Genomic DNA, 20,563 nt, shown 5'->3' with positions numbered 1-20,563 from the left:
GCGCTGGTGTTTCGGTCGTTGACGGGGGCCGCCGCGCTCACTTTTGCAAGAGCCTTATGTCTTTGTGTCACTCAGCTCGTCAAGCTGACGAGAGGCGGTTTTTATGAAGTTTGTTGACGAAGTATCGATCCGGGTCAAAGCCGGTGATGGCGGTAACGGTTGCATGAGCTTCCGCCGCGAGAAATTCATTGAAAATGGTGGTCCCAACGGCGGTGATGGTGGCGACGGTGGTTCGGTATTCATGGTCGCCGACGAAAACCTCAATACCCTGGTTGACTACCGTTATACCCGTCACTTTGAGGCCCAGCGTGGCTCCAACGGTGGCAGCACCGACTGCACCGGCAAGAAAGGTGACGACCTGATTTTGCGTGTGCCAGTCGGCACGACCGTAATCGACTCCGCTACCCAGGAAGTCATCGGCGACCTGGTCAAGCCAGGTCAGAAGCTGATGGTGGTTCAGGGCGGCTGGCACGGTCTGGGCAACACCCGTTTCAAATCCAGTACCAACCGTGCGCCACGCCAGACCACTCCAGGTAAACCGGGTGAGCAGCGTGACCTGAAACTGGAAATGAAAGTGCTCGCCGACGTCGGTCTGCTGGGCTTGCCGAATGCCGGCAAGAGCACCTTTATCCGTTCGGTCTCGGCGGCCAAGCCGAAAGTCGCCGATTACCCATTCACCACCCTGGTGCCAAACCTGGGTGTGGTCAGTGTCGACCGTTGGAAGAGCTTCGTAATTGCCGACATTCCCGGCTTGATCGAAGGCGCGTCCGATGGTGCAGGCCTGGGCATTCGTTTCCTCAAGCACCTGGCGCGTACTCGCCTGCTGCTGCATCTCGTTGACCTGGCCCCGCTGGATGAAAGCAGCAGCGCTGATGCCGCCGAAGTCATCGTCAACGAGCTGACCCGCTTCAGCCCGTCGCTGGCCGAGCGTGACCGTTGGTTGGTGCTGAACAAGACCGACATGCTGATGGATGACGAGCGCGACGAGCGCGTCAAGGAAGTGGTCGAGCGTTTGCAGTGGGAAGGCCCGGTCTACGTGATCTCGGCAATCTCCAAGCAAGGCACCGAACAGCTCAGCCGCGACATCATGCGCTACCTCGAAGATCGCGCCGACCGTCTGGCCAACGATCCGGCCTATGCCGACGAGCTGGCTGAGCTCGATCAGCGTATCGAAGACGAAGCCCGTGCCCAGTTGCAGGCGCTCGACGATGCTCGCGCCTTGCGCCGTAGCGGCGTCAAGAGCGTGCACGACATCGGCGACGACGATGACGACGATTGGGATGATGACGACGAAGACGGTCCGGAAATCATTTACGTGCGCGACTGATTCGTTGCAGTACACTAAACGCCGCTCTCTGGAGCGGCGTTTTAGTATCTAAAGATCTATATAGGTTGGAAGAAGATGCGGAGCAAGGTGACGGGTGCGCAGCGCTGGGTGGTGAAAATCGGCAGTGCGCTGTTGACCGCCGATGGCAAGGGTCTGGATCGTGCGGCCATGGGTGTCTGGGTCGAGCAGATGGTAGCGTTGCATGAGGCGGGTGTTGAGCTGGTGCTGGTGTCGTCCGGGGCGGTCGCCGCCGGGATGAGCCGCCTGGGCTGGGCCAAGCGACCGAGCGCAATGAATGAGCTGCAGGCTGCAGCTTCGATTGGCCAGATGGGGCTGGTGCAGGCCTGGGAGTCGAGTTTTGCCGAGCATGGCCGGCATACCGCGCAGATCCTCCTGACCCACGACGACCTCTCGGATCGCAAGCGTTACCTCAACGCCCGCAGCACGTTACGCACGCTCGTGGAGCTGGGCGTAGTGCCGGTGATCAACGAAAACGACACGGTGGTCACCGACGAGATTCGGTTTGGCGACAACGACACCTTGGCCGCGCTGGTGGCCAACCTGGTCGAAGCTGACCTGTTGGTGATTCTCACCGACCGTGACGGTATGTTTGATGCCGACCCGCGGAACAACCCCGACGCGCAACTGATCTACGAAGCCCGTGCCGACGATCCGAGCCTGGATGCCGTAGCCGGTGGCACCGGTGGTGCGTTGGGACGTGGCGGCATGCAGACCAAACTGCGCGCTGCTCGCCTGGCTGCCCGCTCCGGTGCCCATACCATCATCGTTGGCGGTCGTCTGGAGCGCGTGCTCGACCGTCTCAAGGCCGGCGAACGCCTTGGCACGCTGCTGTCACCTGAGCGTGGCATGCTTGCAGCGCGCAAGCAGTGGCTGGCCGGCCACCTGCAGACTCGTGGCACCCTGGTGCTCGACGACGGAGCAGTCAAAGCCCTGCGCCAGGCCAACAAGAGCCTGCTGCCGGTAGGGGTCAAAACGGTGCAAGGCAGCTTCCGCCGTGGTGAAATGGTCGTGTGCGTCGGGCCTGACGGTCTGGAAGTGGCTCGCGGCCTGGCTAACTACAGTGCGCTGGAAGCACAAAAAATCATCGGACAGTCATCTGAAGCCATCGAAGGTTTGTTGGGCTACATTGCCGAGCCGGAGCTGGTGCACCGCGACAACCTGATTCTGGTCTGAGGAAACAATCGTGTTCAAGGGAATTGTGGCAGCCGCGCTGCTGGCATTGCCGGTGCTGGCATCGGCCGAAGAAATTGGCCAGGTGTCGACCGTGTTCAAGTTTGTCGGACCCAACGACCGTATCGTCGTTGAAGCGTTCGACGATCCGAAAGTGGATGGCGTGACCTGCTACCTGTCGCGGGCCAAGACCGGTGGCGTGAAAGGTGGCTTGGGTTTAGCTGAAGACCGAGCCGAAGCGTCGATTGCGTGCCGCCAGGTTGGGCCGATTCGCCTCAAGGAGCAGCTCAAGGACGGTGACGAAGTGTTCAAGGAGCGCACTTCGCTGGTGTTCAAGACGATGCAGGTTGTGCGCTTCCTCGACAAGAAGCGCAACACCCTGGTCTACCTGGTGTACTCGGACCGCCTGATTGAAGGCAGCCCGCAGAATGCGGTCACCGCGATTCCTATCCTGCCTTGGGCCCAGTAACACCGGGCTCAACGCATCGCCGGGCAAACCCGCTCTCACGGTTGGGCTTGCCCGGCGATCGACCTCACGCTGAAGCTTCTTCCTCTTCTTCGTTGCGCACCACTGCCTTTTCCACGTCGCGGCGGCTGATGTATTTCCAGTCCGCTTCGTCGATGTAGATCCCGTTCGGTCCGCTACCGCCTTCCAGGTCGATGGCAACATGTGCCGACACCTGTGGCTTCACGCTCGCCAGAATCGGCACGAAGCCCAACTGCAGACTGGTTTCCAGCAAGGCCGCCTGGTTGCGTTCGTCGATGTCGGCCGCTTCGTCGAGGTAGTAGGGCAGGCGTACGCGGCCAGCCAGGTCGCGGTCCATCAGGTGCAGCAACAAATACATGTTGGTCAGCGCCTTGATGGTCATGGTGGTGCCGTTGGATGCCGCACCGTCGATGTCGGTGTGGATCACTGGCTGACCACCGACCTTGGTGATTTCAAAGGCCAGTTCGAACAGATCCTTCAAGCCCAGCTGGTTGTGGTTTGCCGCCACCAGTCGCGCCAGGTACTCCTTGGCCTCTTCGTTCTTGTTGTCCTGCTCGGCGCTCGCGTTGAGGTCGAACACCGACAGCGTCTCGCCTTCTTCGTACTGCCCGGCGCTGTGGATAATCTGGTCGATGTGCTTGAGTGCTTCCTTGTTCGGGGCCAGAACAATGCGGAAGCTCTGCAAGTTGGAAACCTGACGTTTGTTGATCTCGCGGTTGAACAAAGCCAGCTGGTGTTCAAGGCTGTCATAGTCGCTACGGATGTTGCGCAAGGTCCGGGCGATATCGGTCACCGCTGCACGGCGCGCCTTGCCCAGGGTCAGGGCTTCTTCGGTGCGGTGCGAGTAGGCGTTGATCAGCAGTTGCAGGCGGCGTTCCATGTCGTCTTCGCTGTCGAACTTGGCCACGCCCTTGAGGCGAACCTGGGCGTACAGCGCTTCGATCTGGCCATCGACGCGCAGCAAACCTTGCCAGCTGTCCTGGTAGTCGTTGAGCAGGGGCAGCAGGTTGTCCATGGAATCGTCTACCGGCTCCATGAACGGCGTACCGAATGGCAACTCGGCGGGCAGCAATTGGCGACGGCGCAAGGCGTCGTCCAGGGTGCGCTGCTTGGCTTCCATGTCGGCGATCTGCCGGCCAACCAGCTGCAGCTTGGCCGACAATTGCTGGACTCGCTCGGTGAAGGCGTCGCTGGAGCGTTTCAATTCATCCTGGGCTGCTTCCATCTGCGCCAGTTGTTCGAGCTTGTCGTCTTCTTCTGCGGCCAGCGTCTGGCTGCGACGGAAGTCTTCCAGGGCCTTTTGCGCATCCAGTACTTGCTGGTAGAGGGCTTCGGTCTGGGTTTTGCTGGCGGCGCGATCCGCGCTGACGGCTTGTTGGGTCTTGAGTTGTTTGAACTCTTTTTCCAGACGCTCTTTTTGGTCGCGTAGCGCGGCGCGATCGGCCAGGGCCTGCAGGGCAGGGGGCTCGATATGCGACAGGTCGATGGACAGGCCAGGCACTTCGAAGCGTTCGCCTTTGAATCCGTCCAGCACCGCTTCCAGGGATTTGACCCAGACGTCGCTGTCATCCAGCTCGATGCCTCGTTCGCCCAGCGGCAGGCTGAACAGTGCGCCGTTGAACAGGCGCATCAGGCGCTCGACATCCTGTTGGGAGAATTCTTCGCGCAGACGGGCATAGCTGTTGTTGTCGGCATGGTCGAGCTGCTGCTTGACCGACTTGAGGCGTTTCTCCAGCTCACGCAGACGCTCTTCGAGGTCTTCGGCGCTGAACTGACGCGACTGGGCCAGGGCGCCGGCCAGTTCGTCGTGGGCGTCCTTGGCGGCCAGCAGTTGCTGCTCCAGCACTTTGACGTCGTCGACCAGGGCAAAGCGGTGCTTGAGTACCGACAGCTCGCCGAGCCAGCGCTGCACGCCGGTGATCTCGCGCTCCAGGCGCATCAGCTCCTGGGTACCGCCACGTTGGTCGTTCTGCAGGCTGTCCTGTTCGTTCTTGTAGTGCTCGGCTTGAATGACCAGTTCTTCCTTGCGTGCGCTGGCGTAGTCCTGCCAGGTGCCAAGCAGCGAGTCGAGCAGCGGCGACAGGCGATGCAGCTTGCCGCGCAGAATGTCTCGCTGGGCCACGCCGTTGGCCAGGGCTTCGACCAGCGGACCGGCGGCGACCAGCGAGTTGTAATCCTGCTCCATCCGGCGCACATCGCGGAAGGCTTCTTCGCAAGCGGCAATGTAGTCGACGCTGCCCGAGCGCAAGCTGTGCTCGAAGGCATCGAGGAACAGCTGCTTGAGCTTGGCGGCAGTGATTTCACGCATGTGCAGCAGGTTGATGAACAGGGCGCGGAACGTCTTCAGGCTTTGCTCGCTGGTGGAGCGCAGCGGGATCAGGGTGAGATCCAGCGGGATAGTGGTATGGCCACCGACCAGTAGTCGACGCAGTTCGTCAGGCTTGAGCTCGTAGGCCTTGAGGCCATTGCGCTCAAGGTTGTTGAACAGTTCTTTCTGGCGCAGGCAGGTGTCGTTCTTCTGGTAATGAGCCAGGTCCAGCTCACCGGCATAGGCAAAGAACTGATGGCCGAAACCGCCGCCCGGGCCGCGCCCCACCACGCCGATCACGTGAGGGCCGTGGGGCAGGTTGACCTCGCAGAGGATGTAGCTGGTGTCGCTGGCGAAGTAGAAGCGGCGTGACTGCTCGAGGCTGTACTTGCCAAAGCTCATGTCGGACATGCGTGCCAGGATCGGGAACTGCAGGGCGTTGATCGAGGCACTCTTGCCCAGGTTGTTGGCACCGTAGACCGACAGCGGGTGTTCCAGGGGGAACAGGCCGAGGCTGTAACCGGCGGTGTTGAGCAATGCGAAGCGGCGAATGCCGTAGCGTTCCTGGCTCATGCGTCAATCTCCTGTTGCTCTTCGGCGATGGCTCGGGCCAAGGCGTCTTCTTCGCTTTCTTCGAACGGGCTGAGGTCGAGTGGATCGTCGGTCTTGTTGAGCTCTTCTGCGCTCTCTTCCTCGACCAACACCGGTGTTGGCAGTGGCAAGTTGCTGTGCAGGCTGGCGGCAAGGTCTCGGTCCTGCTGGACCGACAGGCAGACGTCAAGAAAGCGGTGCATCGGTGGCAGGAAGCGGTAGATGCCGTTTTCTTCATGGGCAAAACCCAGCTGGGTCATGCGTCGCATGATTTTTTCTTCCAGCTCGTCCGGTGTCTGTACTTCAGCCTGGATAAACAGGTCGCGGTATTTCTCCAGCATCGACGGCAACTCATCACGGCCAAGGCTGCCACCGTCGAGCACCGACATCGGATCGCGGCCCTGGTCGGCCAGATGCTCGACCAGGATGAAGGTGAACAGCGACAGGCGCTGGGCGGTTTTGTTTACCTGGGCGGCGGCCAGGTCCGGGACGAAGTAGTAGAAACCGCGGGTATCACATACCAGTTCGAAGCCAAGGGCCTTGAACAGACCGCGGTACTGGTCCTGGAAGTTCGACAGTTGGGCGTACAGCTCCGGGTCGCGGCGGCTGATATGAAAGCCCTTGAACAACTCGCGGAAGATCGGTGCGAGCTGAGGCAATTCGGAAAGATCAAGATGCATTGGCAGGGCTCGCAGTAGGCTCAGGCGATGGTTCGCGGCTCGATGTCAGGGCGAACGAGCGCAGGCTGACCAGGTGTTCGCGGGTGGTGTATTCACAGCGCTCCAGGCGTTCGCGGCTAAAGCGCTTTTCCCGGGACAGGCGTGAGAACCAGTACAGCAGCTCGTCGGTGGCGCCTTCGGGCTCCTGCTCCAGCAACCAGACCATCAGGTCGGGCAGTGGCAGGGCGCTTTCGCAGCGCTCGAGCATTTCCTTGACGGTGCGTGGTGCTCGCGGTGTTTCGCCCTTGCGGGTTTTATGCGCTTTCGGGAATTGCGCAGGCTTGGGTTCGAAGCGGGCCAGGGCGTAAACATAGGCTTCGACCTGGCTGGCGCTGCCGAGAAACGTGCTTTGTGGTCGCGTGAACATCGGCATGGCCGCTTGCGGTACCGCGTCCAGGCCCTTGCGCCGGATGACCGAGAGCGCCAGGGCTGCGCCACGGGTTACGGCGTTGTGACGGCGCGCTTCTTCACGCAGCGGCAACAGCAGTTCGCGAGCATGGCGCAAGGTCAACTGGGCGCTGGTCTGCATCTCGAGGATGCGCGCATGGGTGCGCAGGAGCATGTCGTCGTCGACCAGGTGCCCCAGGCGTGCCTGTTCGCCAAGCAGGCGCAGCAAAACGGTCTCGACCTTGCGTACACCCTGTTCGAATGCGCCATCGGCGTTGACCAGCTGGATCATCGGCTCGACGTATTCGTCCCAGGTGGCCAGGACTTCGGCATATCGCTGGCGCAGTGGGATCTGGCGGTCGCTGGTCTTAGCGCGTTCGGCCACGGCGACCAGGGCCTGCTCGTCGTTGTCGAGCTTCTTCAAAACGTCGCGCACACGCATGTCCAGCAGGCGCAGTTGGCGTGCCAGATCGTTACCGTCGCGAATCTCGAAGGCGTCCTGGATGTGGCCAGCGAGACGTTCCAGGTGGCGCAGGTAGGCTTCGATTTCCAGGCACAGGCCCAGGCGGTGCTCACGGCGCAGGTAAGCGAGGAAGTCGTGGATCTGGGCGTTGAGCTCGAAACGGTTGGGGCTTTTCGCCACGGGCACCAGAATATCCAGGCGGATCCACACGTCGAGCAGGCTGGTAATGTCCTGGGGCGTGCTCTCCAACTGCTGGTTGGCCAGTTGTTGGCGCAGTTCGCCGAGGCTCAGGGTGCCCCCGTCGAAGCGCTCGCACAACGGCTCGAGCAGGGCCCAGTGTTCGGCTAGGGCGCGCAGGACGCGCTTGGGTTCGATCATTGGCGGGTCGACTCGTTGCCAAATAAAAGCGCCGATTGTACTGCATCAAGTGCCTGTCGATTCACCCCCTGATCGCTAGAAGCTGCTGTCGGGCGGTTTTCTGCCGATCAACAGCGGCACCGGAGCGCGAACAACGGTAGAATATCGGCCCTGACTTATCCACAGATGGCCGATCCTTCTTGTTAATCGAGTCCCGCCGCCGCGCTTATCTCAATGCCATGCAAGTGGTGCATTGGCTGCCGCGTACCGAACTGCCGTTCGCCGCCCCTTCGCGCCCGGAGCTGTTGCTGGCGCTGGTGCCTGAGGCCGTACCCGAGTTCGATGAGGCACCGGCACAGCCGGTACGGGTGGCGGTCAGTACGCCGGTTGCGCGCAGCGGCGAGCGACCGAAAATCGAGATTCCCCGCCCTGGCACCGACGCCAAGGCAGCCAGTAAGCCAGCAGAGAAAGCCGAGCCTGCGGCCGAGATCACCAAGCCGAAGCCAGTTGCACCGCCGCGTTTTTCCCTGCAGTTGCTGCGTGCCGGCAATTGCCTGCTGCTGGTGGAACTGGCTACGGGCGAGGCGTTCCAGAGCCGTGACCCTTCCTACCTGTTGCTCAAGGACATGCTGCGTGCCGCCGGACTGCCTGATAGCCCGCAGATCATTGGCGAGCCGGTGCGCTGGCCGTTGCTGGTGCGCGGCAATCTCGACCAGGGCCCGCAAGCGGCGACCGATTTTGTCCAGGGCTTCATCCAGGCCCGGCTTGAAGAGACGCCCTGTGCCTGTTTGTGGCTGATTGGCCTGCCCGCCGTGCGTTTTGCCGGCGAGGCGGACGCCGAAGCTTATTATCGCGAGTTGCCGATAGAAGGGCTGGGCACTGCCTGGGCCTTGCCCGGCCTCGAATTGTTGATGGACGAGCCGCAGCGCAAGGCGCACGTCTGGCAAGCCATGCGCCGGCTTATGGCGCGCTGGAAACCAAGTGATGAGTGACACAATCAGCTTCCGCCGGATGACCGAGGCGGACCTGGACGCTGTACTGAAGATTGAATATGCGGCCTTCAGCCACCCCTGGACCCGCGGGATTTTCCTCGACGGGCTCAAATCCTATGAAATCTGGCTGATGTTCGAAGGCGAGCAGCAGGTGGGTCATGGCGTAATCAATGTGATTATCGACGAGGCGCACCTGCTCAACATCACCGTCAAGCCGGAAAGCCAAGGCCGTGGCCTGGGCTTACGCTTGCTTGAAGAGCTGATGAAGCGCGCCTACGAGATGAACGGCCGTGAGTGCTTCCTTGAGGTGCGCGCCAGCAACCAGTCTGCGTATCGCCTGTACGAGCGCTATGGCTTTAATGAAATCGGCCGACGTCGTGACTATTATCCGGTCGCTGGCGGTCGGGAAGATGCCCTGGTAATGGCCTGCACTCTGATCGATTGAAAGGCTCAGCGCTCTGGCTTGCCGTCCAGTGGGTCGCGACGAGCCAGTTCGGCCTCATCAAGGCCGTTGCCGCCACCAATTTCGCCTTCATCGACCACGCTCAGGTCCCAATCGGCCGGATGATTTGCGCCTGGCTCCGAAGGGGAGCGGGCTCCATCCTCGGGAATCAGTGTTTCAGGTTCGAGGTCGTCGTCGGTTGGATCGAAACCGCTGTCGACGTTGGGAGTATTCTCATCAAAGTGCAGCTCTTGCATCGAGCCCATGCGGTCTTCGTCGTCGTCGATCGGGGCCGGTTCGGGAGCGTGTGGCGGACGATGGGGTTGAGTCATGGTCAGTCTCCTGCGGGTGGCTGTAATGGGTGGACCCGACGGCTGCCGGAAGATTCCAAAGCGTGACCCGAACGGGCTTGCGCCAGTCACAAATGGGCACCAACCACGAGGCTTGACCATGCACGATCTACAAGAACTGATTGATAACAACGAGCGCTGGGCCGATGCGATCAAGCAGCAGGATCCGGATTTCTTTGCCAAGCTTGCGCGTCAGCAGACCCCTGAATACCTCTGGATCGGCTGCTCGGATGCGCGGGTTCCGGCAAACGAGATCGTCGGCATGTTGCCAGGCGACCTGTTCGTTCATCGCAACGTAGCCAACGTGGTACTGCACACCGACTTGAATTGTCTGTCGGTGATCCAGTACGCAGTGGACGTGCTCAAGGTGAAACACATTCTGGTCACCGGGCACTACGGTTGCGGCGGTGTCCGGGCGTCGATGCAGGATCGTCAGTTGGGCCTGATCGATGGCTGGCTGCGCTCGATTCGAGACCTGTACTACGAAAAGCGCGGTGAGTTGGCGCAATTGCCCACCGAAGAAGAACGTGTTGACCGCCTGTGCGAGCTGAATGTGATCCAGCAGGTGGCTAACGTCGGACACACCACCATCGTTCAGAATGCTTGGCACCGTGGGCAGAGCCTGTCGATTCATGGCTGTATCTACGGTATCAAGGACGGACGCTGGAAGAGTCTGAATGCAACCATCAGTGGCCTGGACCAATTGCCGCCACAGTATCGGTTGCGTCCACAGGACTGAGTGAGATCGTGTCGAGGGCAAACCCACAGGGCAATCGAGAGCCTGTGGGTCTGTCCCACGACGATGCTCACGCCTTCTTCAGTTCGCGCAGGGTCCGGGTTATCGATCCGCTGTTGCACTTGGCGCTTGCCTGATCCCGGGTCATCTTGGCCACCGTGCGGAAGTACAATTCGCATGTCTGCTTCTTCGCCGTCACTTGCCACTTCTGCGTGCATGCGTTCAGCGTCGCCTGGGCATCTGCGTGCGGGTTGCGGCCCATGCCCGCCTGCCAGCAGGCGGCGCTCAAATCCTGGCCCATCATTTTCAAGCCCGCACGATCAGCTTTATCTTGATCGCCATCGTGGTTTTTCTTATCAGCGGCATACCAGATTGCGCTGGGGTGGTTGGCGCCGAGCACCGGCACCTGTTGACCGCTCTGAGGGCTGATGCTTACCAGCCCCAATACGGTGAGCGCTGGTCCGTATTGTTGCTCGATCCAACTTCGCACCGGCGCACCGAACGCGACCATCGGCAGGGCAGTGCCATGGGCATCGCGGGTGAGCTCTTTGACCATGCGCAACTGGTAATCCTTGAAGTACTCATACACACCTTCCAGATCCTTGCCGGCGCTGGCGGGCGCGGCGATCGGAGCGATGTCGATGATGGTCTGGTAGGCCGGTGTCTGTTCGGCAGCAATGCCGTTGTAGGTCAATAGCGTCGCCCAGCGATCGGTGGTGTTGGAGCGCAGATAGTCTTGAGCCTGAGTCAGTGAGTAGTCCGGCGGGAAGTGCAACAACTCGATGCTGCGACGGTTATCCAGGGCCATGCCCAGCGGCAGGAACAGGTTCCAGTTGTAGGCCCACTTGCCGTCGTTGTTCAGGCGACTGGCGCCTTGGAAGGCCAACTCGCCAGCGTCGAGCAAAGCCGCCAGGGGTGTGCTGTAACTAGCGGGAACGCCCTGAATGTCAGCATACAGATTGTGGTTGTCACGGCTGACCCGCACCGTGGCAGCGGTATAGCCATCGCGCTGAACACTCATGGTCAGGTAATGCTCGACTGTCTGTTCCAGGCTCCAGTCGCGGAAACAGATGACATTGCAGTTGTTGGGGTAAGCGAAAAGCCGCGTTACTCGCTCGGTGCTGCCCAGGTCAAGTTGGGCATCGGCCAGCGCAGTCGCGCTGCATGCCAGGGCTGCCAGGCCTAGGCCCCATCGAACTGTCGTGTACATGCTTAACTCCTTGTCAGTAGCTCCTCAGAGTGGGAGTGGGCGCCATACTGGAGGCGTTTCGCGGGGATTGGGAAGGAGAAGATGCCAATGGTGGGGTGGCGCAGGGCTGGGATTCATGCAGGGCTTTTGCTGACGTTGCTGTGCGGCACCCAGGCAAACGCCGATCAGAGGGATGTGTATATGTTTGCCCAATGGGCAGGCGATCATGAAACCCGGGCGTTCCGGCAAATGCTGGTGGATGCGCGCTTGTATGGTGTCGTGCCTATCTATCAGTTGCTGCGCAGTGCCAGTGACTGGCGCTTGTGCTCGGCAGAGCCTTTCGCGGTGGCGCCCGCCGCGCAGTGGCCAGCGGTGCGTTCGACGCTGCAGTTGCTCAAAACGCTGGCGGATCAAGGCGTGCTGCGGCGCTATGAAGTGGTCTCCACGTACCGCGCGCCGCGGCTCAATCGCTGTGCCGGTGGCGCCTTCGACAGTGCCCATATGCGTGCGTTTGCAGTGGATGTATTGCTGCCAGCGGGGACCGACCCCAGACCGCTATGCACGTTCTGGCAGACCCAGGGCAAAGCCTGGAACATGGGACTGGGTCGTTACCCTTCGGGGCGCATTCATATCGATACCGCTGGCTTTCGCACCTGGGGTGGGGACTTAAGTGCCCATTCTTCCTTCTGTACTTTGCCCGCTGGCGCTACGTCTCATAGCAAATGAGCCAGGCAAGTGGCGGCTTGTGCACTGATCCATTGGGTGAAGCGCAGGCACTTTTCGTCGTTGGCCATGCTGGGAGGGCACAGCAGGTAGTACGCCGATTGATCGCGAACAAAGCCGTACGGAGCACACAGTTGGCCGCTGGCGATTTCGTCCGCCACCATCAGGAATGACGCCATGGCCACACCCAGTCCGGCCATGGCGGCCTGTATGCACAGGTAGAAATGCTCGTAAACGGCGCGGCGGGTGTCCTTGGCTGATGCGCCGGTCAATTCCAGCCAGGTGTTCCAGGCACCGGGGCGTGAGGCGCTGTGGAGCAAGCGCAGACCATCCAGGCCATGGCCCGGAACAATCTGGTTGGCGCTGCTAACCGGCCCCACCCGTTCATCGCAGATCTTCACGGCGTGAAGGCTGGCTTCCCAGCGAAAATCGTCGCGCCGTAACGCCAGGTCGACACCGCTTCGCGAAAAATCGACAGGGCCGCCGGCAGCCACCAGATGCAAGTGGATGTCCGGGTGGGCGGCATGAAAGTCCGGCAGGCGGGGAATCAGCCATTTCATCGCGATGGTCGGCTCGCAGGACAGTACCAATACGTCCTCACGAGCTTGTTGTTGGAGGCGGTAGACCGCGCCTTGCAACTGTTCGAAGACCGACAGCGTGGTGCCATGCAGGGCACGACCGGCAGGGGTGAGAAACACGGCGCGGTTTCGGCGCTCGAACAGCGTCACCCCCAGTGACTCTTCCAGCAAACGTACCTGACGGCTCACTGCGCCATGGGTGACGTTAAGTATTTCGGCTGCGCGGACGAAGCTTTCGGTCTGCGCAGCGACGTCGAAGTAACGAAAGGCCGAAAGTGCGGGCAGTTTCATATCGGTGAGAAAAACTAGCGGATTTACTGCACTATAAATCGCTTTTTGCCCAGCACGAAGCTTTCGATAATGGCCATCCATAACTTTATCTGTGCGATTGTCTAACCGATCGAGGAGCTTTTCGTGAATGAACTCATCGCCGTTGCCTTGTTCACCATCCTGGCGGTGATCAGCCCGGGCGCGGACTTTGCCATGGTCACACGCAGCAGTTACGCCTTTGGCAGGCGTGCCGGTTTGTCGGCGGCACTGGGCATCGCGCTGGGGGTGCAGGTGCATGTGATGTACACGATCCTCGGCATTGCCCTGATCATCAGTCAGACCCCTTCGTTGTTCCTGGCGATGAAGGTGCTGGGGGCGGGCTATTTGATCTACCTCGGTTACAAATCGCTGACCAATCGCACATGCATTTCCCTCGATGGCGACCCGGCTTCCAACCAGCTTGGGGTAGGCACAGCCTTGCGTTCAGGGTTTCTGACCAATGCCCTGAATCCCAAGACCATGTTGTTCGTCGTCAGTGCCTACACTCAAGTTGTACAACCGGGTAGCTCTCTTGCAACCAGTCTTGGTTATGGTCTGTTCATGTCCGTCGCTCACTGGCTGTGGTTCAGTCTGGTTGCGGTGTTTTTCTCTTCGCCGTCCTTGCGTCGGATCATGCTCGATCGGCAATTGCTGGTCGATCGAGTCATTGGCGTGGCCTTGATTGGCCTGGGATTGGCGGTGGTTCTGGCCAACGCGCGGTGACGCGCAGACAGCGGCCGTGTTGCAGTGTCATGCCGCCAGCGACAAACGCTCATGAACAAGTCACCTTCTGTGAAAGCGCTGCAAGAGGCAGCCGAATGGCTGGTGCGCCTGGACGGTGAGGTCGATACGGTCGAGCGCAATGCTTTTCGTGACTGGCTCAACGCTGATCCAGAACACCTGGCGGCCATCGAACGACTGGAGGGAAGCCTGGCAGCGTTGCATGAGTTGTCCCGCGAACCTGCACGGGTGGCTCTGGACGGCATCGTCCGACGGCGCACCCTGCGTCAGCCAATCAAGGCGCTGGCTCTGGCAGCGTTACTACTGTTGCCGGTCGGCTTGGCGATACAACAGTTTCCGCCGTCCTACTTGCTGGCGGACATCCGTACCAACAATGGCGAGTGGCACTCACAACAACTACCCGATGGCAGCCTTATCAGCCTTGATGGCAACACCGCCGTGGATCTACAGTTCGATGCTCAACGCCGTACTGTGCGCCTGGTGCAAGGGGAAGTACGGATGGATGTGGTCAAGGATGCCACGCGGCCTTTCCTGGTATTGACCGAGCATGGCAGCGTCAGTGTCATGGGCACTCGGTTTGTCGTCGAGCAGCTTGGTGATGCCACCCGTGTGGCGATGATCGATTCCACCGCGCATGTCGAAAGCGATGGCAAGCGCTTGGTTGTCCACGGTGGGCAGGAAGTGCACTTCAACGCTACAGGGTTGGGCGCACCGCAGAGCATTGATCCCGCCGCGCTGGAACAGGCTTGGCTGCAGCATCAACTGCTGGTTCACGAGCAACCCTTGAGTCAGGTGCTCGAACGCTTGGCGCGCAATCATCATGGTTATTTGCTGTATGACGCCGAGGCACTTGAAGTGCTGCAGGTCACGGCAGTACTACCTGCCGACGACAGTCAGCGGGCATTGCGCTTGCTGGCGCGCAGCCTGCCAATCAGGCTCGAATATTACACACCATGGATCACCCGCGTTGCGCTGGAACGGCCGTAGGCGAAACCAGCTAGAACTGCTTTTCCAGTTTGAAACTTATGCTGTTTTTGTCGTACGCATACAGCCAGTCGATGTTGCTGTCTACCTTGTTGTACTTGACTGTCAGGCTGGGAACGATGTCGTGCACTGCCAGGCGTGGAGCACGCAGAATAAAGGTGTAGCTCTGTTCATCGTCGTTGCGACGCGCATCGAGTATGGCGCTGTAAGCATCGTATTGGCGCTTGCGGTAGGAGGCGAACAACACTGCATTGACGCCAACACCAAAGTCCTTGGCGACACCAAGGCGCAAACCTTTTTGCAAATAGGCGGCAGTACGGTCCTGGCTGTTGCGGTCGCTGATGTCCAAGCCGCCGAAAAGCGTCCACTGCCGGGGCAAAGCCTGCCACAGGGTGGCGTACACCGAGCTGATATCACCATCCAGATTAGTGTTGATATCGTGTTTGTAGACCATGTCCTTGTATTCGCCTTCGAGCTTGAACATGCGTGTGGGTGATAGTGTATGCATCCATTCGCCGCGCAAACCCCAGGCGCTGTACATGGCGTTGTCGCCAATTGTGTTGAACTCGAACGAGGGGCCCAACGAGTACTGATTGCGAGCGTCGTGATAGCTTTAACCGGCGTTGTTGATCAGTGTGCCCTCGTTATATTTACTCTCCTTATCGTAGGCCTGGCCGTACAGCAGCGAACGCACGAACAGGCCATGGTGTCCGCGGATGGCCACGCGTTTGTTCAGTGTGGCCTCGTAATCTGCACCTTGCGCAGATACCGCTTTAGGTAGTGAGCGCTTGATCAAATAGGTGCCTTCCGCGGTATCCATGCGGTAGGTCACCGTGCTTTCGGAGGATTGGTTGAGGTTGTCGCTCCAGATTGGACCTATGGCGAGCGACCCTTGCCAGTCTTCGCGGTGATCCAGAGCCTGGAGAAAGCTGTCGACAGTCTTGCCCAAGCCCATGGCCTGCGCATCCGCAGGGCTGAGACTGTTGCTGATCTGCTCGAATACCGCACTGGAGTCGCGGTCCTTGCGGTTTTCGAACAGCACGCGCGCCAACTCCAGGCGCCCTGGAAGGAAGTCGGCCTGCATACCCAATAGTTGGCGGTAGTAGTGCTCAGCCTTTTCCAGGTCGCCGTCGGCGCGGGCCAAGGCACCATTGGCATAAGCGGTGAGCATCGGGTCGTGGCCGGGCAGGGTGGTGTAGCGCTTGAGGTAGTCCTTGGCGTGCAGCCATTGCTGGCGTTCGATTGATAGATAAACGGCGCGTCCCAATTCATCCAGGTTGTTGCCGACACTGTAGTTCTGGCCATTGATGTTCAATAGCGGCGCGGCGGTGTCGTTAGGTAGTTCGTCCTTTAGAAACTCGCGTTCCTGTTGGTTGGCGCGGTACTCGATAGACTGGTTCAGGCGCAGGCTGGTGTCCTGGTCGGCAGCGAAGCCCGCTGTGGTGAACATCAACAGGAAAAATGAAATAAGGTGCGGCGTGAAAGATCGCATGCAATAGGGCTGGGGCATTTCCAGGCTCTCAGAGTCACTTCAGCGCACCAAAAGCCAGGACCTGAACGCCAGGCACTGGCTTATGGTGCTACTACAGGTTCAACCCACTACTTACTTGCGAACGCCACCGAATGCAGTGTCATAGTTGCGATCGGTGAACTTGGCGATACCGGCCAGCGACGCGGTGGCGCCTGCGCCGAAGAAGCTACCTTGGGTGGTGCCTTTGGAGAGCTGGGCGTTGGTGGTTGGGTTCAGTGCTTGTGCTGCGCCGCTGAAGCTGGCATCAGCGGTGTTGATATTGGCTGCCAGTGAAACCTTCAGCGCGCTATTGCTCAACGCACCGGTCAAGGTTGGCGAGGCCGTGCCGAACGACGCGGTCAGGTCACCGGACAACAGGTTGGCGCCGGAGTAGTTGTTGATGCCCTGTACCGCGTAGGTCACGCTGGCCGTGGGCAATACGCGACCCGCCGTGTCACCGGAGTAGTAAACAGCGCGGGTCGGATCGTTGTGGACACCGTTCTGCGACCACTCGCCGTAGTACACCTGCTGGCTCGCTACTTGTTTGAAGTCAAAATTACCCAAGGCCGAGTGGGAGGTAGGCATCATTGCCGGCGTAATGCTGGTCACCCCATTGGCATCGGTCGCGACCATACCTTTAAGGCCGCTGAAGGCAACCTTCGCGCCGTTGTAAAAGGCTTTGACACCCACGGCCGGAGCGCCGTTGGCGCTAGGGTGATTCGGCGTGCCTGTACCTTGAGTTCCGTCAACGATGATTGCGTTGTCGTAACTTTGTGCGGACGAAGTCGCTGCCTGAGCAACGCCGGTCAGGCCAAAAATTGCAACTGCCAGTACGGTGTAGTTGAAAGATTTCATTTCATCATCCATTAAGTAATTTGAGTTAATTCAACACGTCAAGCACTTGCCAGGTAGCGCGTTAGCCACCCGTTTGATACCTCCGATTTAGAAAGTTGCGGTCAGTCCAAGTTTTAGGGTTCTGCCGGGCGCGGGCATCGCCGAGCGGGTCAGTGGGTCGATGTAGTAGAGGTTGCTTAAGTTAGTGCCGGTCAACTCTATTGAAGCGTCATCAGTCAGCTTGTAGTTTATGTAGGCGTCATAGGTGACAATCTTGTCCCATGACATGGGTGTATTCAGGTAATAACTGATCATGGCACTTTGACCGTAGTTATCATAAAATTTGCTTTCATGTTGACGGTAATAGATGGCTCGCCCGCCAACTTCCAGCTTACGATCGAAGAATCGTGCACCTAGGCCCAGATTGGCTGACCATTCAGGCATTGCCATGCTCACCAGATAACCGCCGACAAAACCGTCATCTACGCAATTTGAGGTGCTGCCCGTTGCGTCGAGCGAGATAGCCGAGCTCTCATCACAGACTTTATTTTTTAAAACATGGCCGATGCTCAAATCGGTGAAGATGCGTCCGTTATCGTAGCGGCCCTGCAGCTCAAGGCCTGCAGTGGTCTGCTTCTCAAGGTTGGAGAAGCGCATCTGGGGGCTGCGCTCAATCACATTCTTGGTGGTGTTGTGGTAATAGCTGAGCTTGATGTCGGCAATTTCGCTGCCGCCGAGGCCAGATAGGTTGTGGATATAGGCGGCTTCGTAATTATGCGCATGCTCTGGCTCTAGTCCCCATGGGTTCATTGAGGAAGAGAAACCGATAGTACTTTCAAACATGCTCGGGTAACGCAAGGCTTCGCTGTAACGTAGATAGACCCGGCCATTATCAGAGGTGTAGAACGTGGCAGAGAGTGTCGGTGTCCAGCCATGATCCCTTTGATGCTTGGCGCTTACATCTTTTTCATAGTTGACGGGGTTGCCGTCTGCATCTATTTCGCCGTACCCATATTCGTAATTGCTGCATGAAATAATTTTTTCCCGGGGGTCCTGGAAGTTAACGCAGGGGTTGTTGCTGCGAGAATATTTACCTTTACCATTGTGCGCCCAGTCTGCTAGATGTTGGGTTTCCTGAAGGCGTGGGGTTTGCTCTCTGGTTATTCTTATATCCTCTTGGCGTTGTTCCTCCGTCATACCGAACATGTCCCAGAAGGGTTTGGAGCTTTCAATTATTTTGGCGATTTTTGCTTCCCATTCAGCTTCTGTCAGGAGCTTTTGTGTGGTGTAAGCAACTTGCTGGCCGGTTTGCACATTTGCCTTGGTAATGCCATTACGCTCTTGGCTCTCCTTCAGATAATCATCAAAAGCCCAATAAGAGGAATAGCGCATCCCGGCATTGAAACGAGCAAAGGTCACTGGGCGCCAATCGAAATTGAAATTGTATTCCTGCTCTTCCCTGCGCCCAGCCCGCGGGTACATACGCAGTGTGGTGCTGATCGCCGTATCGTAGTAGTCGTCGTTAGAGCTGAGCTTTTCGTGCTGGTAACTACCGCCGAGGGTCAGATCGAGGCTATCGAGCAGTTTGAACGTGTTGCTGGCGGTCAGGCCGACACGGTCATGTTTGGCGTTTGCCACTGCGGTGTTTCTGAAGGCTGGATCAGCCATGGTGGTCTGATTGGGAACGCCACCGCTGCTGTAAGTGTCGCTGCGGGTATTGGTGGCCCAAAGGTTGGAGTAAAAATCCACCCACGGATTACCCTCAGGCTTTAGTTTGTACTCCAGGTTGTAGGCTTTGCTTTGCACATGGCTAAGTGGCCACTGTGGCACCCCATGTGTCGTTGCGTCATATAGGCTGCCGGGAGTAAAGAACGAGATCCGCGATGGTAGGATTTCGCCGTACAGCGAATCAGTGTCGCGGTAGCCGAACTCCAGAGACTGGCCTACATCGATTTTGAGTTTTGCTTTGCCCAGCCACGATTCCATCTTGCTGGAGGTGTTGGGCACCTCATCGCCTGGTTTGTAGATGTTCGCAAGGTTGGGAATGTAGTCCCAGCGGCCGTTGACCTGCTTTCCAGTGGAGTAGAAATCGCTCTTGTTCTTGCCCGCGTAATGGTTGCCTTTTTCCCGGTAGGCGTAGGCGGTCAGCAGCTCGAATTTTTCCTGTCGCGTTGCCAGGGCAAGGCGATAGGCATAGTCGTCGCTGGACAGCAGCCCGTTACTGCTGCTGGTCCGCGGCTGTTTGTACAGCGATGGGTCGAAATAGGAACTGATCGGGAAGTACTTGTAGTCAGGGCCGGGCATCTGCCCGGTCATCAGCGTCGGCAGCTTGGGCGAAACCGAGTTGTTGCTGCCCTCGATTTTGAATTCGCCGCCGAACTCACGACCCTCCTTGAGCACGTCATCGACGTTGAGGGTGCTGGCCACTACTGCGCCACCGACACCGCTATAAACGTTGCGCTCAAGGTTTGGCCCTTTGATGACCTTGATACTACCAATCAGGTTGGGATCGATGTAGTTGCGATTGCTGGCGCCCATATAGCCGCGATAAACCGTCAATGCCTGTTCAGTACCATCGATGGTCAGCGGTACCCGCCCTGGTCCCTGGATGCCTCGGATGTTCGGGTCCAGTGCGCCGCTGTTGCGAGCGTCGCCGCTGTAGACATTGAGCATGCCCTTGAACAGGTCGGCAGGGGCGGCGCCCTTGTAGCGTTCGATCTGTTCCTTGCCGGCATAGACCGAGGAAATATCCTGGTCGTAGATATCGTTGTAACCCTTCTCGTCGCGTGACTCCTGGTACTCCATGCCATGTACGTAGGTGGGGTGCAGGTCGTCTTTGGTAGCCGCTGAAGCTGCAGCCGTTTGCACTTGAATGACCGGTCGATCCGGCTCCCCGGCAACGCTGTAGGTTACATTTTGATTGGCCAGTAATTGCTGCAGGGCAGCGTCCAGTGACAGTCGACCCTGGACCGGGTTGCCATAAGCACCGGCAAAGTTGCTGCTGCCAATGTAAAGCTCGGCGCCGGATTGACGGGCCAGCAGTACCAATGCTTCGTCCAGTGCCATTGAGGGCACGTTGAAGGTATGGACAGCGGCCTGGGGCATGGTGTGTGCTGCAGGTTCGGTGGGGTTGGCCAGCACTGGACGGAGTATTGCTGCCTCGGCGATCAGTGCCAATACGGCGAGCTGTACGCCCAGCGCCAGAGGTGTGCGCGTGGGTGACTTGCGCTTGTTGTTGTTCTCTTGCGTTTGCAAAACCGGCCTCACTAAAAGCAAATAAGATTTATTTACGTTAGTAAGAACGGGCCAGCATTGGAAATGCGATAGATCGTTAAGGTCTATATA

Annotated in this window: 17 protein-coding genes and 1 pseudogene; 9 read left to right on the top strand and 9 right to left on the bottom strand. The window is 59.0% G+C overall.

Annotated elements, in window-relative coordinates:
* Positions 1 to 103: 103 nt before the first annotated feature.
* The 3 genes from cgtA to D3Z90_RS23115 all read left to right on the top strand — a co-directional run bounded on the left by cgtA (position 104) and on the right by D3Z90_RS23115 (position 2,987).
* A complete protein-coding gene (cgtA, locus tag D3Z90_RS23125) occupies positions 104 to 1,327 on the top strand; it encodes an Obg family GTPase CgtA (protein ID WP_136478215.1) in 1,224 nt (407 codons plus the stop codon).
* A 75-nt stretch (positions 1,328 to 1,402) separates the two neighbouring features.
* Positions 1,403 to 2,521, top strand: a complete 1,119-nt coding sequence (gene proB / locus D3Z90_RS23120; protein WP_136478214.1) for a glutamate 5-kinase — start codon at positions 1,403 to 1,405, stop codon at positions 2,519 to 2,521.
* A 10-nt stretch (positions 2,522 to 2,531) separates the two neighbouring features.
* Positions 2,532 to 2,987 carry a CreA family protein gene (locus tag D3Z90_RS23115; protein WP_136478213.1) on the top strand — a complete coding sequence of 152 codons (456 nt, stop codon included), beginning with the start codon at positions 2,532 to 2,534 and terminating at the stop codon, positions 2,985 to 2,987.
* Between the two features lie 64 nt (positions 2,988 to 3,051).
* On the opposite strand, the gene mksF is transcribed toward D3Z90_RS23115, so the two are convergent.
* The 3 genes from mksF to mksB are packed head-to-tail and all read right to left on the bottom strand — an operon-like array spanning position 3,052 to position 7,851.
* Positions 3,052 to 5,886 carry an Mks condensin complex protein MksF gene (mksF, locus tag D3Z90_RS23110; protein WP_136478212.1) on the bottom strand — a complete coding sequence of 945 codons (2,835 nt, stop codon included), beginning with the start codon at positions 5,884 to 5,886 and terminating at the stop codon, positions 3,052 to 3,054.
* Positions 5,883 to 6,584 carry an Mks condensin complex protein MksE gene (gene mksE, locus D3Z90_RS23105; protein ID WP_136478211.1) on the bottom strand — a complete coding sequence of 234 codons (702 nt, stop codon included), beginning with the start codon at positions 6,582 to 6,584 and terminating at the stop codon, positions 5,883 to 5,885. The genes mksF and mksE overlap by 4 nt, the downstream gene beginning before the upstream one ends.
* Positions 6,574 to 7,851 carry an Mks condensin complex protein MksB gene (gene mksB, locus D3Z90_RS23100; RefSeq protein ID WP_136478210.1) on the bottom strand — a complete coding sequence of 426 codons (1,278 nt, stop codon included), beginning with the start codon at positions 7,849 to 7,851 and terminating at the stop codon, positions 6,574 to 6,576. Before mksB ends, mksE begins: the two co-directional genes overlap by 11 nt.
* Before the next feature lie 179 nt (positions 7,852 to 8,030).
* Here mksB and D3Z90_RS23095 point away from each other — a divergent pair, with 179 nt between their 5' ends.
* Together D3Z90_RS23095 and rimI are read left to right on the top strand one after the other, a co-directional pair.
* On the top strand, positions 8,031 to 8,822 hold the full coding sequence (locus tag D3Z90_RS23095; RefSeq protein WP_136478209.1) for an energy transducer TonB: 792 nt from the start codon (positions 8,031 to 8,033) through the stop codon (positions 8,820 to 8,822).
* On the top strand, positions 8,815 to 9,267 hold the full coding sequence (gene rimI / locus D3Z90_RS23090; RefSeq protein ID WP_136478208.1) for a ribosomal protein S18-alanine N-acetyltransferase: 453 nt from the start codon (positions 8,815 to 8,817) through the stop codon (positions 9,265 to 9,267). The genes D3Z90_RS23095 and rimI overlap by 8 nt, the downstream gene beginning before the upstream one ends.
* A gap of 5 nt (positions 9,268 to 9,272) precedes the next feature.
* Here the strand turns inward: rimI and D3Z90_RS23085 are convergent, their stop codons facing one another.
* Entirely contained in the window at positions 9,273 to 9,596 is a 324-nt protein-coding gene (locus D3Z90_RS23085) for a serine kinase/phosphatase (protein ID WP_136478207.1), read from the bottom strand.
* A 118-nt stretch (positions 9,597 to 9,714) separates the two neighbouring features.
* Here D3Z90_RS23085 and can point away from each other — a divergent pair, with 118 nt between their 5' ends.
* The gene (gene can, locus D3Z90_RS23080) at positions 9,715 to 10,353 is read left to right on the top strand and encodes a carbonate dehydratase (protein WP_136478206.1); all 639 of its coding nucleotides are present in this window, start codon (positions 9,715 to 9,717) and stop codon (positions 10,351 to 10,353) included.
* 67 nt (positions 10,354 to 10,420) lie between these two features.
* Here the strand turns inward: can and D3Z90_RS23075 are convergent, their stop codons facing one another.
* Complete coding sequence (locus D3Z90_RS23075) at positions 10,421 to 11,560, bottom strand: hypothetical protein (RefSeq protein WP_136478205.1); 1,140 nt, start codon at positions 11,558 to 11,560, stop codon at positions 10,421 to 10,423.
* Positions 11,561 to 11,740: 180 nt separating this feature from the next.
* On the opposite strand from D3Z90_RS23075, the gene D3Z90_RS23070 reads away from it, so the two are divergent.
* Entirely contained in the window at positions 11,741 to 12,265 is a 525-nt protein-coding gene (locus D3Z90_RS23070; protein ID WP_256658276.1) for a D-Ala-D-Ala carboxypeptidase family metallohydrolase, read from the top strand.
* Here D3Z90_RS23070 and D3Z90_RS23065 read toward each other — a convergent pair.
* Positions 12,253 to 13,131 carry a LysR substrate-binding domain-containing protein gene (locus D3Z90_RS23065; protein ID WP_136478203.1) on the bottom strand — a complete coding sequence of 293 codons (879 nt, stop codon included), beginning with the start codon at positions 13,129 to 13,131 and terminating at the stop codon, positions 12,253 to 12,255. The genes D3Z90_RS23070 and D3Z90_RS23065 overlap by 13 nt on opposite strands.
* A gap of 123 nt (positions 13,132 to 13,254) precedes the next feature.
* On the opposite strand from D3Z90_RS23065, the gene D3Z90_RS23060 reads away from it, so the two are divergent.
* Positions 13,255 to 13,872 (top strand): LysE family translocator, encoded by a 618-nt coding sequence (locus D3Z90_RS23060; protein WP_136478202.1) that lies wholly within the window; start codon positions 13,255 to 13,257, stop codon positions 13,870 to 13,872.
* Positions 13,873 to 13,923: 51 nt separating this feature from the next.
* A complete protein-coding gene (locus D3Z90_RS23055) occupies positions 13,924 to 14,877 on the top strand; it encodes a FecR domain-containing protein (RefSeq protein ID WP_136478201.1) in 954 nt (317 codons plus the stop codon).
* A gap of 10 nt (positions 14,878 to 14,887) precedes the next feature.
* Here the strand turns inward: D3Z90_RS23055 and D3Z90_RS27170 are convergent.
* The 3 genes and pseudogenes from D3Z90_RS27170 to D3Z90_RS23040 all read right to left on the bottom strand — a co-directional run bounded on the left by D3Z90_RS27170 (position 14,888) and on the right by D3Z90_RS23040 (position 20,473).
* Positions 14,888 to 15,958 (bottom strand): annotated as a pseudogene (locus D3Z90_RS27170) (surface lipoprotein assembly modifier).
* A gap of 519 nt (positions 15,959 to 16,477) precedes the next feature.
* The gene (locus tag D3Z90_RS23045) at positions 16,478 to 17,239 is read right to left on the bottom strand and encodes a Slam-dependent surface lipoprotein (protein ID WP_168198496.1); all 762 of its coding nucleotides are present in this window, start codon (positions 17,237 to 17,239) and stop codon (positions 16,478 to 16,480) included.
* A gap of 87 nt (positions 17,240 to 17,326) precedes the next feature.
* Entirely contained in the window at positions 17,327 to 20,473 is a 3,147-nt protein-coding gene (locus D3Z90_RS23040) for a TonB-dependent receptor domain-containing protein (protein WP_136478199.1), read from the bottom strand.
* Positions 20,474 to 20,563: the final 90 nt, after the last annotated feature.

Origin of the sequence: Pseudomonas sp. DG56-2 (assembly GCF_004803755.1) — a bacterium.
Classification (GTDB): Bacteria; Pseudomonadota; Gammaproteobacteria; order Pseudomonadales; family Pseudomonadaceae; genus Aquipseudomonas; species Aquipseudomonas auratipiscis.
This window is presented reverse-complemented; position numbering and strand designations above follow the sequence as displayed.

Excerpts from the sequence above, each read along its gene's own strand:
- cgtA (WP_136478215.1), top strand. The coding sequence starts at position 104 with ATGAAGTTTGTTGACGAAGTATCGATCCGGGTCAAAGCCGGTGATGGC.
- proB (WP_136478214.1), top strand. The coding sequence starts at position 1,403 with ATGCGGAGCAAGGTGACGGGTGCGCAGCGCTGGGTGGTGAAAATCGGC.
- mksF (WP_136478212.1), bottom strand. The coding sequence starts at position 5,886 with ATGAGCCAGGAACGCTACGGCATTCGCCGCTTCGCATTGCTCAACACC.
- mksE (WP_136478211.1), bottom strand. The coding sequence starts at position 6,584 with ATGCATCTTGATCTTTCCGAATTGCCTCAGCTCGCACCGATCTTCCGC.
- mksB (WP_136478210.1), bottom strand. The coding sequence starts at position 7,851 with ATGATCGAACCCAAGCGCGTCCTGCGCGCCCTAGCCGAACACTGGGCC.
- rimI (WP_136478208.1), top strand. The coding sequence starts at position 8,815 with ATGAGTGACACAATCAGCTTCCGCCGGATGACCGAGGCGGACCTGGAC.
- D3Z90_RS23085 (WP_136478207.1), bottom strand. The coding sequence starts at position 9,596 with ATGACTCAACCCCATCGTCCGCCACACGCTCCCGAACCGGCCCCGATC.
- can (WP_136478206.1), top strand. The coding sequence starts at position 9,715 with ATGCACGATCTACAAGAACTGATTGATAACAACGAGCGCTGGGCCGAT.
- D3Z90_RS23075 (WP_136478205.1), bottom strand. The coding sequence starts at position 11,560 with ATGTACACGACAGTTCGATGGGGCCTAGGCCTGGCAGCCCTGGCATGC.
- D3Z90_RS23070 (WP_256658276.1), top strand. The coding sequence starts at position 11,741 with ATGTTTGCCCAATGGGCAGGCGATCATGAAACCCGGGCGTTCCGGCAA.
- D3Z90_RS23065 (WP_136478203.1), bottom strand. The coding sequence starts at position 13,131 with ATGAAACTGCCCGCACTTTCGGCCTTTCGTTACTTCGACGTCGCTGCG.
- D3Z90_RS23055 (WP_136478201.1), top strand. The coding sequence starts at position 13,924 with ATGAACAAGTCACCTTCTGTGAAAGCGCTGCAAGAGGCAGCCGAATGG.
- D3Z90_RS23045 (WP_168198496.1), bottom strand. The coding sequence starts at position 17,239 with ATGAAATCTTTCAACTACACCGTACTGGCAGTTGCAATTTTTGGCCTG.